Genomic DNA, 14,703 nt, shown 5'->3' on the forward strand with positions numbered 1-14,703 from the left:
AAAAGTGAATCATGTGCTTAAGGAAGCCGGATTATATCAGTTCTGTTGCACAGCGTCAGGAGTATCCGCCTGACTTTGCGCTGCCTTTACTCGAAAAGCTTCAGGGTATCCGGAAGATCGTATCTGCTCGAGTAAATTGTGACTTGCATCTTCAGAAACCGGCCCCAGCATGAGTTTATGTAGACCATGAGTTTGTTCAGTAGTTGCAATTTCCCGGAACTTGGGCGGTAAGTTGTGTTTTAACTGCGATAAACGGTCGATATTTGACGAAGCGGCTAATTGAATATGATAATTCGATTGGCTTCTCGGGGCAGATTGCTCTTCGACTCGCATTGGAGTATTTAAATTAATGGCTTCAACCCGAACTGGGGCTGTACCACTATCCAGCATACCCAACTTATAAGCTGCCGCAAATGACAAGTCGATAATACGTTCAGGATGGAATGGTCCGCGATCATTTACCCTAACCGTGACGGTACGGTCGTTGTTTAAGTTAGTGACTTTTACATAAGTAGGCAGAGGTAACCGGGTATGAGCTGCTGACATACTGTACATGTCATAGTACTCGCCATTGGACGTCAGATGACCGTGAAATTTATTGCCATACCAGGAAGCATAACCTTCCTCGACATAACCAATAGCACTGTCCATTACCTCATAATCATTACCTAAAACCCGGTAGTCCCGGTTGCCTTGAGGGCTAATAGGCTCGTGAACGGGAACGGCACTGCGTAACTCCGACTCAGTAGGTAAACGAGTCGGAGCACTGTCTTCATGCTGAGAGTACCGGCCGGAGGGACCGCTGGAGCAACTACTGAGCAAAAACACGCTCAGCATTATGGTTGATAAATTACTGCATTTCATTTTTCAGTTGCTCGCTAAACTGGTAGACAGCCATCGCGTAAAGTGGACTATGGTTATACCGGGTAATGACATAGAAGTTGTCGTATCCCAGCCAGTATTCATAAGCGTCTTTTGTTTCAAACTCAAATACCCTAACTTCGGTGTCATCATTAACCGCCTGATGCTGCGGAAGCTCATAGCCTTTACGCTTAACTTCGGAACGCGTGGTATTGGGTTTCATACCGTCGCTAACTAATGCCTTCCAATCCTGTTTGTCGGTCAGAGGTTGAGCCACAGGTTGACCTTGTTGCCACCTATGCTCTGCAAAATAATTAGCCACACTACCAATAGCATCGACCGGATTCGTCAGGATGTCTCTCTGTCCGTCGTTATCAAAGTCCACTGCGTAATGCCGATAGCTAGAGGAAATAAACTGACCGAAACCCATAGCGCCGGCGTAGGAACCTTTTGCTTCGGCTACGTCCCAACCTTCTTCAGTTGCTAACTGAAAGAATTCACTAAGTTCGGAACGGAAAAAATTTGAACGGGGAGGATAATGGAAACCTAAAGTGTAAAGTGAATCCAGAACGGAATATTTACCCATGTAATTGCCGTAAAAGGTTTCGACACCAATTATTGCAACTATGATTTGAGCAGGTACGCCGTATTCAGCTTCCGCACGCTCCAGCGTTTCTGTGTGTTTTTTCCAGAATTTAACCCCCGCGTCTAAGCGTTTATCAGTCAAGAAAATAGTGTGGTATTGGTACCAGGGTTTGGCCTCCCATGGGCGCTGAATAGCTTCCAGTACATCGGCATTTTTTTCTGCTTCTGACAGCCATTGACGTACCAGAGCTTCATCGAGTTGATGCTCTTTTACCTGCTGTTGAATAAACTCTTCAACCTCAGGCGTTTGCTCCTGAGCATATGCCGACAAGCTGGTTGTTGCGGTTAGCAACGCTAATCCTAATAAGGTGCGCATAAAGTTTCCCTGTTTTTTTAGCCATTTTTCATAACTAAGCGATGATGGGTCGCAATGGACATGAGCATGCCGAAGCCGGCCATTAGCGTCACCATCGACGTGCCACCATAACTGATTAAAGGTAATGGTACCCCAACTACCGGTAATAGTCCTGAAACCATACCAATATTTACAAATACATAAACAAAGAAGGTCAGTGTCAGTGAACCGGCTAATAACTTACAAAAGATATCCTGAGTTTGCAGAGCAATAATTAGGCCTCGTAAAATAATGAAGCCATACAATGCAAGCAAAAGGATAACTCCGGTAAGGCCAAATTCTTCACTAAAAACAGAAAAAATAAAGTCGGTATGACGCTCCGGTAAAAACTCCAGTTGAGACTGCGTTCCCTGAAGCCAGCCCTTGCCATCAATGCCGCCTGAACCGATGGCAATTTTTGACTGAATAATGTGGTAGCCTGAACCGAGTGGATCACGCTCAGGGTTTAAAAAAGTGAGCACCCGTTGACGTTGGTAGTCGTGCATAAGATAAAACCAGAGTACCGGGGTAAAGGCTGCGGCAGCAATAGCTGCGGCGGTAACCAACTTCCAGCTTAATCCAGCCAAAAATATAACGAAAAGTCCAGCGCAGGCAACCAGTAGTGAAGTTCCTAAATCGGGTTGACGGGCAATGAGTAAGGTTGGAATAATCACCAGCACTAAAGCGCCAAACAGCCTATAAATGGAGGGAGGAATAGGCTGTTGATTCATGTACCAGGCGAGCATAAGGGGCATGGCGAGTTTCATTATCTCTGACGGCTGTATGGTTAAAGGACCGATATCCAACCAACGTTGAGCACCTTTTCCCATTTCACCAAAAACAAGTACGGCCACTAGCAGCAGAACCCCGCCACCGAAAGCTGGCACCGCAAAGCGTGACAGGGCACGTGGGGGAATTTGTGCAACCACAAAAAGCACAACAAAAGACAGACCTATACGTATCGACTGTCTTTCTACGACTTCCAGGTCCTGGCCTGCGGCGCTGTAAATAACAAACAAACTAAGAACTGAGAGCACAATCAGAGGAATCAGCAGCGGCCCGTCTATGTGCAGCTTTTTCAGTAGCGGGCTTCTTTGGCGTTCTTCAGTTGTCAGCATTTGTTTTTTCCTGCTGTTTGTTGCCATTGTTAAATCGGGCGTGCCAGACGTCTAATATTTCTCTTGCCACCGGTGCCGCAACACTTCCACCGCCCCCAAGCGAATTTTCTATTGCCACTACGACAACAACTTCAGGGTCGTCTGCCGGAGCATAACCCACATACATTGCATTATCGCGGTAGCGCTCGGCAATATCTTCTGCATTATATTCCTCTTCCTGTCCCAGGCTTCTGACCTGAGCTGTTCCGGTTTTACCTGCCGAGGAGTAGGGCGCGTCTTTAAACGCTCTATGCGCAGTACCTTTGGGTGACATGTTGACGTTACGCATCCCTTTAGTGATAATTTCCCAGTTGCTGCTATCGGATAAGGTCAACTTTTCCCGGTGGGCGATTAAAGCTTCCTCAAATACACCATCTTGTATTTTTCCGCGGAGCAGTCTGGGAATAAGGTGCTCACCTTTGTTTGCAACCATGGCAGTGGCAACCGCCAGTTGCATCGGGGTTGCTGTCCAATAACTTTGGCCAATACCAACAGAGAGCGTTTCGCCCGCATACCAGGGCTGACCAAAACGAGCTCTTTTCCAACCACGAGAGGGCATTAATGCAGAGACTTCTTCGTGAATATCGATGCCTGTTCTTTCACCAAAACCAAACTGGGTCATAAAACTGGATATCTTATCAACGCCGAGCTTAAGGGCTAAATCGTAATAAAATGTATCACAGCTTTCGGTAATAGCTCTGTCTACATCGACCCAGCCGTGTCCCCAGGCCAGCCAGTCGCGGTAGCGTCGGTCAACGCCTTTTATTTCAAACCAGCCGGGATCCCATATGCGAGTGTCTTCTTCAATAGTGCCATCCTCTAATCCAAGCAAACCGATTTGAGGCTTGATGGTTGATGCCGGAGGATACGCGCCCTGAGTTACGCGATTAAGTAACGGGCTCTGAGTTGAATTCAACAACGATTGATACTGCTTAACCGAAATGCCATTAACGAACCAATTTGGATCGTAGCTGGGTGTACTGACCATAGCCAGTATTCCGCCGGTGGTGGCGTCCATTAATATAATAGAGCCGCGTTGCTCACCCAGTAACTCCGAAGCTTTTCGCTGTAATTCAAGATCCAGTTCCAGGACGATGTCCTGACCCGGTTTAGGGGCTTCAATACTCAGTGTCCTAACTGCACGTCCCCGGTTATTTACCTCTACGCTCTGATAGCCGACTTCGCCATGAAGATCTTTTTCGTAGTACCTCTCTATACCGAGTTTCCCTATCGTCCGGCTAGCGGCGTAATTAGGTAATTCTCCATTTTCGCGCAGGCTCTCGACATCTCTTGGGTTGATCTTGGCAACATAGCCAACTGCGTGTGTTAATAATTCTTTGTGAGGGTAGTTTCGTATCAGACGAGCTTCGATGCTTATGCCTGGGTATTTATGTTGGTGCGCAGCAAAAACTGCCAGCTGCTTTTCATTCAACTCGTCGAGTAAGGGCACATTATTAAAACGCCGCTGATTTTTTAGATTGCGGTAGAAGCGCTCAATAGTGCTGTCAGGAAAGTTGAGTAACTGTTGAAGTTGACTTAGGGTTTGCTCAAGGTTATCGATTTCTTCCGGAGTTACATCCAGACTGTAAATTGGTGTGTTTTCTGCTAATAAAACACCGTTGCGGTCATAGATTAAGCCCCGATTCGGCGCCAGAGGAAGTAATTTTATTCGGTTATCGTTAGAGCGCGTCTGAAGCTCGTTATGTTCACTCACTTGCAGGTGATACATGTTTGACGCCAGAGCAATAAAGGCAGCAACAACAATCACCATAGCAACAAGCACGCGTCGCCCAAAAACGGCCGCTTCGGAATCATGATCACGTATGTGGGTGCGGTGACGCATTATTATTCTTATTCTCTATGGTACGGATGATTGTTATTCAGGCTCCATGCCCGGTAAAGGCTTTCTGCGACGATTAACCTCACCACCGGATGGGGTAATGTTAATTTAGACAAAGACCAGCGTTGCTCCGCTGCTGCCAGGCACTCATCGGAAAGACCCTCAGGCCCGCCGATTAATAGAGTGACATCTCTGCCGTCCATTTGCCATTTCTCTAGTTGCTGAGCAAGCTTAGGTGTATCCCAGTCCTGGCCTGTGACCTCTAAAGTGACAATTCGGTTCCCTTTGGGTATTGCTTGCAGCAGCGACTTACCTTCTTGTTGCATAACGCGGTTTAAATCTGCTTTACGCGTTCGCTTTTGGGCGGCTATTTCATGCAGCACCAACTTACAATCCGCCGGGAACCGTTTTTTATATTCGTTGAAGCCTTCAGTAACCCACGTGGGCATTTTTGTGCCAACGGCGAGTAATTGAATTTGCACTGACTAGCCCCAGAGTTTTTCTAATTGATAGAAGTCGCGGATGCTGTCCTGCATAACATGTATAACAACATCACCAAGGTCAACTAAAACCCACTCCGACTGTTCTCCACCTTCTACGCCAATAGGTGGTATGCCAGCATGCTTTGCTTCTGTCGCCACATGTTCAGCAATGCTTCTTACATGCGTTTTCGAGCTGCCAGAGCAAATGATCATGTAGTCAACAACGTCGGTTTTATCATGAACATCTAAAATTTGAACGTCACGACCTTTAAGATCATCGATTTTATCAATGACAAATTCACGCAATTCTTCTGCCTGCAAAAGATTTTCTCCGATTTAAGGATTAAAACCCGAAGTTTAACAGAAATTAGGAGAAGTGTTCAGTTACAAATACAGCTGATGTTGTCTTATATAGTCATAAACATTGGAAGGCAGTGGCAGATTTTTTTCACGTTGCTGAAGTTGTTTCCGGAGTTCAGTGGCGGAAACATCGACCATTGGTGTTTCTGCAATATAAAGCAGGCCCTGGCGTTGTTCGTTCAAGGTGTTTTTATCGCGGGTCATATGCGCTGAAATAAACGCTTTCAACTCGTCATCCTGAGCGTTAAAAGGTACTCCTGCTCTTGGCATAACAATCAGGTGAGCGTGTTTAATAAGCTGGCGCCACTGATGCCAGCGGTGAAGACTCATTAATGAGTCCATCCCCATCACAAAAAGTAGGGTGTCATCAGGAAACTGGGTTTTAAACTCACTTAATGTATTCGCCGTAAAGGAAGGTCTATTCTGTCTTAACTCCCAGTCCTCGACGGTGAAGGCCGTGTGTTGTTGAGATGCAAGCTTAACCATGTCCAGCCGCTGCTCCGGGCTGGCATCTGGTTGCGGACGATGCGGCGGTACCGCGCTTGGCATCAGTGCTAAAGTAGAAATGTCGAGCTCTTTTACCAGAGCGGCTGCCGTTTGCAGGTGCCCGTTATGAATAGGGTCAAAAGTGCCGCCAAAAATTGCGCGTATCATAGCTGAATCAATTTTTCGTTTGGCTCAATGCCGTGATTAAACACCGAAAGCCCGTCATTAATGGCGTCGGCATTATTACAGCAAAGTAAACTGAGTAGATGAGTCGTGAGTGTAAGAGGGGATTCGCCGCTATCAAGCTTAAGCGCCGCTTCTATTCTCTCAATCAACTGCTGTGCACTCAATAGAGTTTGCTGGCTCAATTTATTTGCGCGCTGGTGATACCCCGGTTGTTGATTAGGCCAAATCATAAATTGACGGAAAAGTGCGTTTGTATCGGCTTGTGTCTGCTTAGCTTTTTGCAACGCTGTTAGCAGTTGTACTTCGCGCTGCAAAATCCAGATGAGCCTGTGAAAATCATTTTCTTCGTCCAGCAATCGCTCCAGCCGATGCAATGCGCCTTCAAAGTCTTGTTGCTGGATACTTTCCTGCAACGCAAACACGCTAAAGCGACTGACATCATCAATTGATGTTTTCAAAAAGTCTTCCGTAATGACGCCATCGTTGCTCAACAATTGCCATTTACTCAGCTCCTGATCCAGAGCAAGCAAGTTTCCTTCAAACCAGTCTGATAACTTTTCCGGAACACCCGCGGCGAGAGTGAGTTGATAGCGTTGAGCACGCTGGTGAATAAAGGCCGGCAACTGTGACTTATCTGGGCTTTGGGTGCGAACCAGCGGGCCGCGCTCTGCCAGTGCTTTAAACCAACGACTGTTCTGCGTCTCTTTTTTAAGCCGGTCGCCAATCACAACCAGAATTTCATTGTCGGCCTGGTTCTTTGCGTATTCGGTTAATGCGGTAGAACCGTCCCGACCGGGTTTGTTTTCGGGTAATTCAAGTTCCACCAGACGCATATTGCCAAACAGACTCATCGACTGTTCTCCGGCAGACAGTTGCTGCCAGTCGAAGTCTTTACTTTGTAACCAATGCACCCGCTCGAGGTCATCGCTGGCTAAACTTTTTCGAATGCTGGCCAGCGCGTCGTTCCTGAGTAAAAGGTCATCACCAAATACAAGCAGCACAGAGGGAACCCCATTCCGTTGTAGATAAGGTTCAAGTTTTTCAGGATAGATAGTTTGCATTGACTAAGAGTTCTATTCCGACATTTCGGAGATGATTTGTTGCAAAATAAGGCGCGACGCTTCGGCTCTCATTTCATCGACCAGCATTTCCCTTTCGCGGGTTTTAGCCAATACAAAGTTAGGGTCGTCCTGATAGTCGCGCGCCACCTCAACCGTTCGCTCAAGTAGCAGCTTTTCGTTGTTGAACAACTGATAATTGACCTGATACAGAAGCTCGTATTCCGCAACCTGACCACTTTCAAACAACGACAGTGTTCTTCGTTCTAACTTATCTGAAAGAAGCCGAACGACAACAGGCTGCTCCGCTGTAGAGACCTGAATGCCCGAATGAATAAAGCGCTGTTCCATATGCTCACTTAATTCTTTTGAAACCTGACTTTGCAGAGAAACCGACTGCAGTGTTTCTGGCAGTTGGTAATTTCCGCGCAGCTGAAAGCCACACCCGTTAAGAGTGGCTATCAGCAGAAGGGTGAGTACAAGGTTTATGGTAACGCGCATAGGTTATCCAACAACAATATTGAGAATTTTCCCGGGCACGTAGATTTTCTTACGAACTTCTTTGCCTTCAGTATGCTTTTGTACGGCCTCTTCATCAAAAGCAATTTGCTCAACTTGTTCTGCGGAAGCATCGGCTGGTACAGTTAATTTAGCCCGAACTTTGCCATTAATTTGCACCACAATCAGTTTTTCGTCTTCAACTAACGCGCTTTCATCAACCGTTGGCCAGTCGGCGAAAGACAGTGGTTCCTGATGTCCCAGTTCCTGCCATAACTGCTCGCATATATGCGGCGTGATAGGCGCAAGCATACGCACCATAGCATCAATAGACTCAGCTAGTACCTGACGGTCAGCATCGCTTTCCAGTGGCGCTTTTTGCAAGTGGTTAAGCAGCTCCATAATGGCTGCTATTGCTGTATTAAAATGCTGGCGGCGTCCCATGTCATCGCTGACTTTGGCAATGGTTTTATGTAACTCGCGACGTAGCTGCTTTTGGTTTGCATTTAAGCTTTGACCTGAACAAGCGCCACCGGCGTTATTTAAGTCATAAGTCAGTTTCCACAAACGGCGTAAAAAGCGTTGTGCGCCTTCAACACCGGAATCTGACCACTCCAGAGTCATTTCCGGTGGTGCGGCAAACATCATAAATAAGCGCACGGTATCGGCGCCATAGCGTTCAACCATGGTTTGCGGGTCAATACCGTTATTTTTAGACTTTGACATTTTGCTCATGCCGCCGATATTAACCGGTTGACCGTCTTGCTTATGTTTAGCGCCGGCAATAGCGCCTTTTTCGTCACGCTCAATGTCAACCTCAAGAGGCGATACCCATTGCTTACCGCCTTTTTCATCTTCGCGGTAATAGCTGTCTGCCAGTACCATGCCCTGACAAAGCAGACGTTTGAATGGTTCGTCAGACTCCACTAAGCCGGTGTCGCGCAATAATTTATGGAAGAAGCGGGCGTACAACAAATGCAAAATGGCGTGCTCAATACCACCAATATACTGATCAACCGGTAGCCAATAGTTGGCTTTTTCCGGATCCAGCATGGCATCATCGGTTTGTGCGCTGCAGTAACGAGCGTAGTACCACGACGACTCCATAAAGGTGTCGAAGGTATCGGTTTCGTGCTCTGCCGGCTGGCCGTTATATTCGGTTTTACGCCATTTGGGGTCAGATTTTATCGGTGAATTCACACCGTCCATAACCACATCTTCAGGCAGTTTAACCGGTAGCTGATCTTCCGGTACGGGCACGGACTCGCCATTTTCCAGGTTCAGCATTGGAATTGGGGTTCCCCAGTAACGCTGACGAGATACCCCCCAGTCGCGTAAACGGTAATTAACTTTACGCTCGCCAATGCCTTTCTCTTTTAGCTCGGTTGCAATAGCGTCAAAGGCTTGTGCCGAGCTCATGTCGTTATATGGCCCCGAGTTAATAACGGTGCCTTTCTCAGTAATGGCTGCTTTTTCAATGTCACTATCACCACTAAGAGGCTCAATTACCGGGCGAATTTCCAACTGGTATTTCGTTGCAAACTCCCAGTCGCGCTGGTCATGTGCAGGCACGGCCATAACAGCGCCGGAACCGTAATCCATTAAAACAAAGTTAGCGACCCACACCGGAATTTCTTCGCCGGTCATTGGGTGAACGGCTTTAATACCGGTGTCCATGCCCAGCTTTTCCATGGTGGCAATATCAGCTTCTGCAACTTTGCTGTTTTTGCACTCTTCAATGAATTTAGCCAGTTCAGGATTCGTTTTAGCGGCTTCCGTAGCTAAAGGGTGCTGTGCCGCAACGCCCATGTAGGTAACGCCGTAAAGCGTATCTGGACGGGTGGTATAAACGCGTAAGGTCTGCTCCGAAGAGGCGACGTTAAAGTCAATTTCGACACCCTCTGAGCGGCCGATCCAGTTACGCTGCATCGCTTTGACCTGTTCTGGCCAACCATCAAGCTGCTCCAAATCGTCTAACAGCTCTTCAGCGTAATCGGTTATTTTAATAAACCACTGAGGAATTTCTTTCTGCTCGACTTTAGCGCCTGAACGCCAGCCCCGGCCGTCAATAACTTGCTCATTGGCCAGGACTGTCTGGTCTACCGGATCCCAGTTAACCGTCGCATTCTTCTTATACACCAGGCCTTTTTCATAAAGCTTAGTGAAGAACCATTGTTCCCAGCGATAATAATCCGGCGAGCAAGTTGCCAGCTCACGGTTCCAGTCGTAGCCAAAACCTAAGCTTTTTAACTGCTCGCGCATATAATCGATATTTTGATAAGTCCATTTCGCCGGTGCCGTTTTATTCTGAATAGCGGCATTTTCAGCAGGAAGCCCAAAGGCATCCCAGCCCATAGGTTGCATAACATTTTTTCCGAGCATACGCTGATGACGGCTAATGACATCACCTAAAGTATAGTTACGAACATGCCCCATATGCAGTTTTCCGCTGGGGTAGGGGAACATGGACAGGCAGTAGAACTTGTCTTTGCCCGGCTGTTCTTTTGCCGTAAATACGTCTTGTTCCTGCCAGCGTTTTTGCATGGCAGATTCGATTTTGCTCGGGTTGTATTGTTCTTGCATAATTCTTGCTGATTCCGTTTGAATTTAAATATCGGTTTAGCTAATTGCGTACCACATAAGAAGTACAACGACGATGCCGGCCAGACCAAAAAAACCGTTTTCAAAAACAGCGCGTTGTTTGACTTCGGCAGGCTCTGATTTATCAATGGCGAACAGCATGAGCCAAGAAGTTAGTCCCAGACCACCTGCCGCAACAAGAACAGCAAAAAGAATGGCGTCAAATATATTTTCCATAATGAGATCCCTGTGAAAAAATGGAAAAGAACAGCAACAGAATAGTTCTGCTAAGCCTTTATAGTGTACTGATTTTCGCGCCCGATGACTATGTCTGAGCGCGTTTCTTAGTACGTTTTGTAGCGATTAAAGGTAACAGGCCAAACAGAGCCAGAATTATAGCCCCCCAGTTACCTATTTTATTAAACAACGTTGAACCACTAACCGGATAAACATCGGCTGATAATGCTGTTGCCGTAAACTGCGGAGCCAGTTCTATGTACTGACCATGCTCATCAACGGCCGCTGTAACACCATTATTCGTTGCCCGCAACAAGGGTTTACCAAGTTCCATTGCACGCATTCGTGCTATTTGCATGTGCTGCCAGGGGCCATGTGAATCACCAAACCAGGTGTCATTGCTAATCGTTACCAAGTAATCGGTATCGTCGTAGGTATTGCTGCGAACCTGACCTGCAAAGGCTATTTCATAGCATATAGCCATGGCCAGATTGTTACCGTTGGCTTTGAGGTTAGGTTGTTGATACCCCCCTCGGCTAAATGACGACATAGGTAGATTAAATAGCGGAGCCAACGGGCGTAAAAAGTCTTCGAAGGGGACAAACTCGCCAATTGGCAGCAGTTGGTGTTTTTGGTAGCGGTTAGCATTACCGTAACTGTAGCTTTTTTCGTCCAGCACAATAACCGAGTTGTAAAAATCGTCGTTTAATCTGTCGTAATCAATAATACCGGTAATTAAGGCTGAACCGTTCATGCTTGCGGACTGTTTTACCGTATTGAGGACATCACTGGCATAAGGCTCAAGCGCGGTTATTGCGGATTCCGGCCAAATAACCAGATCGTGATTAAATTTGGGGCGGGTTAAATCCAAATAGCGAAGAATATTCGACCATTGTTGTTCAGCCTGCCATTTTAATGATTGCTGAATGTTGCCCTGAACCAGCAATACCGACATAGATTCTGCTTTTCTCTCTGTGGGTTGTATTTTAGGAAATACGACAGCGCAAGTGAGAAGAATAAGTGGAATTAAAAGCGACGCCGGCTTTTTGAATCTTAGCGCCAGAACCAAAGTAATGGCAGTAAACCAAAGAGCCACGGTAATACCTGTTTCACCAATAACCGGCGCCAGTCCGCCGAAAATGCCATCGGTTTGACTGTAACCGATACTTAGCCAGGGGAAGCCAGTGAATAGCCAGCCTCTGAGTAGTTCTGCAATAAGCCAAAAGAAAGGCAAGCTGAAGCGCCAGGCAAATTTACGATGAGAGAGCTTCTGCCAGCACCAAAATGCAATTGCTGGAAACAGTGCTAAATAAGCAAAAAGCAGTACTAATAGAAGCAGCGTAACCGGAACCGGAACACCACCATATTGATCGATGCTAACGTAAATCCAGCTTAAACCAGCACCGAACCAACCCATGCCAAAGACAAAGCCCGCCCTGAATGCCCGTTTGGGAGCGAGGGGCCATATCAGTCTTACCACTATGGGAAGTATGATAAAGGGCAGCCAGTGCCAGTGAAAAGGTGAATAAGAAAGCGTCAGGAGAGCGCCGCAAATCACTAATAGCAAAGAGCGCGTAACGCTTCCTGAATGCTTCATCATTACTGTGCAGATTCCGGCGAGGTGCTTACATCAGAGTCGAGACTGACTTGCAGCTGCTGAATACGTCTTTTATCTGCATTAGTGACCCGGAAGGTCATGTTGCCAAGCGTTACTTCTTCACCTGCCTGCGGTAAATGGCCAAAGCCGTGCGCAACAAGGCCACCGACAGTATCGTGCTCTTCATCACTGAAATTGGTGTCAAAGTATTGGTTAAAATCTTCAATAGTGGTTAACGCTTTTATAGAATAACGGCTTGGGCTAAGACGACGGATATTGGTCTTTTCATCGTTACCATGAGCATCGGTTTCGTCTTCAATTTCGCCAACGATTTCTTCCAGAATGTCTTCAATAGTGACCAGACCAGATACGCCGCCGTATTCATCGACAACAATAGCCATATGATAACGGTTGGAACGGAATTCTTTTAGTAACACATCAACGCGTTTACTCTCAGGAACGATAACAGCCGGGCGCATGACTTTGTCCAGCGAAAAGGCTTCATCGGTCATGTTAAAGCCGTAGCTGAGCAAATCTTTTGCTAACAGAATGCCCTCAACGTGATCTTTATTGTCAGTAACAACCGGGTAACGACTGTGTTGAGAATCGATAACGATAGGCAGGAATTCGTCTACACCCTGATGGATATCAATGGTGACCATTTGTGAGCGTGGAATCATAATGTCGCGGACTTTAAGCTCAGCGACATCGAGCACGCCTTCAATCATCTCTCTGGTATCGTTGTCTATCAGGTCGCGGTCTTCGGCGTCCTGAATCAAATCGACGAGTTCTTCTCTGCTTTTCGGCTCACCAGCGAATACTTGCAGCAGTCTCGCTGCCCAGGATTTTCCCGATGAGCCGTTGGCTGAGTGGGGGTTGTCGTCGCTCATTGAGTGTTAAGCTCCATATTGTCTGCAGTTTGATACGGGTCTGATATTTCCAGACTCGCTAAGATGTTACGTTCAATTCGTTCCATTTCTTCGGCTTCGTCGTCTTCAATATGATCGTAACCTAATAGGTGGAGAGTACCGTGTATCACCATATGCGTCCAGTGGTCGATGGCTGACTTTTGTTGCTCTTCGGCTTCACGTTCAACGACGCTCTGACAGATAACCAAATCACCTAACAAAGTGACGGGTAATTCTACCGGGCTATTGAAGGGGAAAGACAAAACATTGGTGGCGTAATCTTTATTGCGGAACTCATTATTAAGCTGCTGAGCTTCTTCTAATGCAGCAATGCGCACCGTTAGCTCAACCGCTTTATCGTTTTTTTGCAGGTAATCCAAGGTAGTTGCAACCCACCTGTGCACAGCGTGTTCCTCAGGAGCCTTGGTAATACCGTCAGCCAGCTGATAATCCAGTGTTAAATCAGTCATTAGCTTTTATCGAATTCCTCGTAGGCTTGAACGATACGCTGCACTACGGGGTGGCGTACGACATCACCGGCCTGAAAGAAGGTAAAGCTGATGTCCGAGACTTTATTCAGCACCTCAATAGCGTGCCTCAATCCTGAGCGTTGGCCACGGGGTAAATCCACCTGAGTGATGTCGCCGGTAATAACGGCTCGTGAATTAAAGCCAATGCGGGTCAGAAACATCTTCATTTGTTCACAAGTGGTATTCTGGCTTTCATCTAAAATAATGAAGGCGTCATTCAGCGTACGCCCGCGCATGTAAGCCAGCGGAGCCACCTCAATGACGTTACGCTCAATCAGCTTTTCAACTTTTTCAAAGCCGAGCATTTCAAATAAAGCGTCATAGAGAGGGCGCAAGTAGGGGTCTACTTTCTGAGCTAAGTCTCCCGGTAAGAAACCGAGTTTTTCACCTGCTTCTACGGCCGGACGAGTTAAGAGGATACGGCGTACTTCCTGACGTTCCAAAGCATCTACTGCACAAGCTACCGCGAGATAGGTTTTGCCGGTACCGGCAGGTCCAATACCAAAATTCACATCATGAGCCAGAATGGCGCGAACATAACCAGCCTGATTATGATTGCGAGGCTTAATTAAACCTCGCTTGGTTTTAATGTGAGTCATCTTTTCAGCGGCAGGGTCGCCTTGATCGTCGCTTTGCTCAAGAACCTTTGCCTGCTGAATGGCCAGGTGCACTTGTTCGGGTTCAATCTGGCCTTCTTTGCCTTTTACGGTTGCTGTTTCAACGTAGAGGTCGAGTAACAATTTGTGCACGGCTGCAACGCTGGCTGCGTGGCCTATTAATTGAAACTGATGACCGCGGTGTGTTATTTCTACGCCCAGGCGCCGCTCTACATGCTTCAGGTTTTCGTCTAAAGGGCCGCAGAGATTGGAAAGCCGACGTGAATCCGCCGGCTCTAATTCAAAATCAAGTGTCTGTGTTTGTGGACTCAATCGTTTCCTCTTTAC

15 protein-coding genes are annotated in these 14,703 nt (G+C 47.0%); all 15 read right to left on the reverse strand.

Going from position 1 to position 14,703, the window contains the following annotated elements; translation table 11 throughout:
• Positions 1 to 36: 36 nt before the first annotated feature.
• The gene (locus Q5L94_RS00630; RefSeq protein ID WP_317496580.1) at positions 37 to 864 is read right to left on the reverse strand and encodes a septal ring lytic transglycosylase RlpA family protein; all 828 of its coding nucleotides are present in this window, start codon (positions 862 to 864) and stop codon (positions 37 to 39) included.
• Entirely contained in the window at positions 851 to 1,822 is a 972-nt protein-coding gene (gene mltB, locus Q5L94_RS00635) for a lytic murein transglycosylase B (protein WP_317496581.1), read from the reverse strand. The genes Q5L94_RS00630 and mltB overlap by 14 nt, the downstream gene beginning before the upstream one ends.
• A gap of 17 nt (positions 1,823 to 1,839) precedes the next feature.
• Positions 1,840 to 2,958: a rod shape-determining protein RodA gene (rodA, locus tag Q5L94_RS00640; RefSeq protein ID WP_317496582.1), complete on the reverse strand. Its 1,119-nt coding sequence runs from the start codon at positions 2,956 to 2,958 to the stop codon at positions 1,840 to 1,842.
• Positions 2,945 to 4,840, reverse strand: coding sequence for a penicillin-binding protein 2 (gene mrdA, locus Q5L94_RS00645; RefSeq protein ID WP_317496583.1), 1,896 nt, complete (start codon positions 4,838 to 4,840; stop codon positions 2,945 to 2,947). The genes rodA and mrdA overlap by 14 nt, the downstream gene beginning before the upstream one ends.
• Before the next feature lie 8 nt (positions 4,841 to 4,848).
• Positions 4,849 to 5,319 (reverse strand): 23S rRNA (pseudouridine(1915)-N(3))-methyltransferase RlmH, encoded by a 471-nt coding sequence (rlmH, locus tag Q5L94_RS00650; RefSeq protein WP_317496584.1) that lies wholly within the window; start codon positions 5,317 to 5,319, stop codon positions 4,849 to 4,851.
• Positions 5,320 to 5,322: 3 nt separating this feature from the next.
• Entirely contained in the window at positions 5,323 to 5,640 is a 318-nt protein-coding gene (gene rsfS, locus Q5L94_RS00655) for a ribosome silencing factor (RefSeq protein ID WP_317496585.1), read from the reverse strand.
• A 63-nt stretch (positions 5,641 to 5,703) separates the two neighbouring features.
• A complete protein-coding gene (gene nadD, locus Q5L94_RS00660) occupies positions 5,704 to 6,333 on the reverse strand; it encodes a nicotinate-nucleotide adenylyltransferase (RefSeq protein WP_317496586.1) in 630 nt (209 codons plus the stop codon).
• A complete protein-coding gene (gene holA / locus Q5L94_RS00665) occupies positions 6,330 to 7,412 on the reverse strand; it encodes a DNA polymerase III subunit delta (RefSeq protein ID WP_317496587.1) in 1,083 nt (360 codons plus the stop codon). Before holA ends, nadD begins: the two co-directional genes overlap by 4 nt.
• A 12-nt stretch (positions 7,413 to 7,424) precedes the next feature.
• Positions 7,425 to 7,910 (reverse strand): LPS assembly lipoprotein LptE, encoded by a 486-nt coding sequence (gene lptE, locus Q5L94_RS00670; RefSeq protein WP_317496588.1) that lies wholly within the window; start codon positions 7,908 to 7,910, stop codon positions 7,425 to 7,427.
• Between the two features lie 3 nt (positions 7,911 to 7,913).
• Positions 7,914 to 10,490 carry a leucine--tRNA ligase gene (gene leuS, locus Q5L94_RS00675; protein WP_317496589.1) on the reverse strand — a complete coding sequence of 859 codons (2,577 nt, stop codon included), beginning with the start codon at positions 10,488 to 10,490 and terminating at the stop codon, positions 7,914 to 7,916.
• A 36-nt stretch (positions 10,491 to 10,526) separates the two neighbouring features.
• The gene (locus Q5L94_RS00680) at positions 10,527 to 10,724 is read right to left on the reverse strand and encodes a hypothetical protein (RefSeq protein ID WP_253619662.1); all 198 of its coding nucleotides are present in this window, start codon (positions 10,722 to 10,724) and stop codon (positions 10,527 to 10,529) included.
• Positions 10,725 to 10,812: 88 nt separating this feature from the next.
• Complete coding sequence (gene lnt, locus Q5L94_RS00685) at positions 10,813 to 12,324, reverse strand: apolipoprotein N-acyltransferase (protein WP_317496590.1); 1,512 nt, start codon at positions 12,322 to 12,324, stop codon at positions 10,813 to 10,815.
• Positions 12,324 to 13,211 (reverse strand): CNNM family magnesium/cobalt transport protein CorC, encoded by an 888-nt coding sequence (corC, locus tag Q5L94_RS00690; protein WP_317496591.1) that lies wholly within the window; start codon positions 13,209 to 13,211, stop codon positions 12,324 to 12,326. Before corC ends, lnt begins: the two co-directional genes overlap by 1 nt.
• Entirely contained in the window at positions 13,208 to 13,699 is a 492-nt protein-coding gene (gene ybeY / locus Q5L94_RS00695; RefSeq protein WP_317496592.1) for an rRNA maturation RNase YbeY, read from the reverse strand. The genes corC and ybeY overlap by 4 nt, the downstream gene beginning before the upstream one ends.
• On the reverse strand, positions 13,699 to 14,688 hold the full coding sequence (locus Q5L94_RS00700; protein ID WP_317496593.1) for a PhoH family protein: 990 nt from the start codon (positions 14,686 to 14,688) through the stop codon (positions 13,699 to 13,701). Before Q5L94_RS00700 ends, ybeY begins: the two co-directional genes overlap by 1 nt.
• Positions 14,689 to 14,703: the final 15 nt, after the last annotated feature.

Source organism: Idiomarina sp. Sol25 (assembly GCF_033052775.1).
In the GTDB taxonomy this organism is placed as follows: domain Bacteria; phylum Pseudomonadota; class Gammaproteobacteria; order Enterobacterales; family Alteromonadaceae; genus Idiomarina.

Excerpts from the sequence above, each read along its gene's own strand:
- holA (WP_317496587.1), bottom strand. The coding sequence starts at position 7,412 with ATGCAAACTATCTATCCTGAAAAACTTGAACCTTATCTACAACGGAAT.
- mrdA (WP_317496583.1), bottom strand. The coding sequence starts at position 4,840 with ATGCGTCACCGCACCCACATACGTGATCATGATTCCGAAGCGGCCGTT.
- ybeY (WP_317496592.1), bottom strand. The coding sequence starts at position 13,699 with ATGACTGATTTAACACTGGATTATCAGCTGGCTGACGGTATTACCAAG.
- rodA (WP_317496582.1), bottom strand. The coding sequence starts at position 2,958 with ATGCTGACAACTGAAGAACGCCAAAGAAGCCCGCTACTGAAAAAGCTG.
- leuS (WP_317496589.1), bottom strand. The coding sequence starts at position 10,490 with ATGCAAGAACAATACAACCCGAGCAAAATCGAATCTGCCATGCAAAAA.
- nadD (WP_317496586.1), bottom strand. The coding sequence starts at position 6,333 with ATGATACGCGCAATTTTTGGCGGCACTTTTGACCCTATTCATAACGGG.
- Q5L94_RS00630 (WP_317496580.1), bottom strand. The coding sequence starts at position 864 with ATGAAATGCAGTAATTTATCAACCATAATGCTGAGCGTGTTTTTGCTC.
- lptE (WP_317496588.1), bottom strand. The coding sequence starts at position 7,910 with ATGCGCGTTACCATAAACCTTGTACTCACCCTTCTGCTGATAGCCACT.
- Q5L94_RS00680 (WP_253619662.1), bottom strand. The coding sequence starts at position 10,724 with ATGGAAAATATATTTGACGCCATTCTTTTTGCTGTTCTTGTTGCGGCA.
- mltB (WP_317496581.1), bottom strand. The coding sequence starts at position 1,822 with ATGCGCACCTTATTAGGATTAGCGTTGCTAACCGCAACAACCAGCTTG.
- lnt (WP_317496590.1), bottom strand. The coding sequence starts at position 12,324 with ATGATGAAGCATTCAGGAAGCGTTACGCGCTCTTTGCTATTAGTGATT.
- corC (WP_317496591.1), bottom strand. The coding sequence starts at position 13,211 with ATGAGCGACGACAACCCCCACTCAGCCAACGGCTCATCGGGAAAATCC.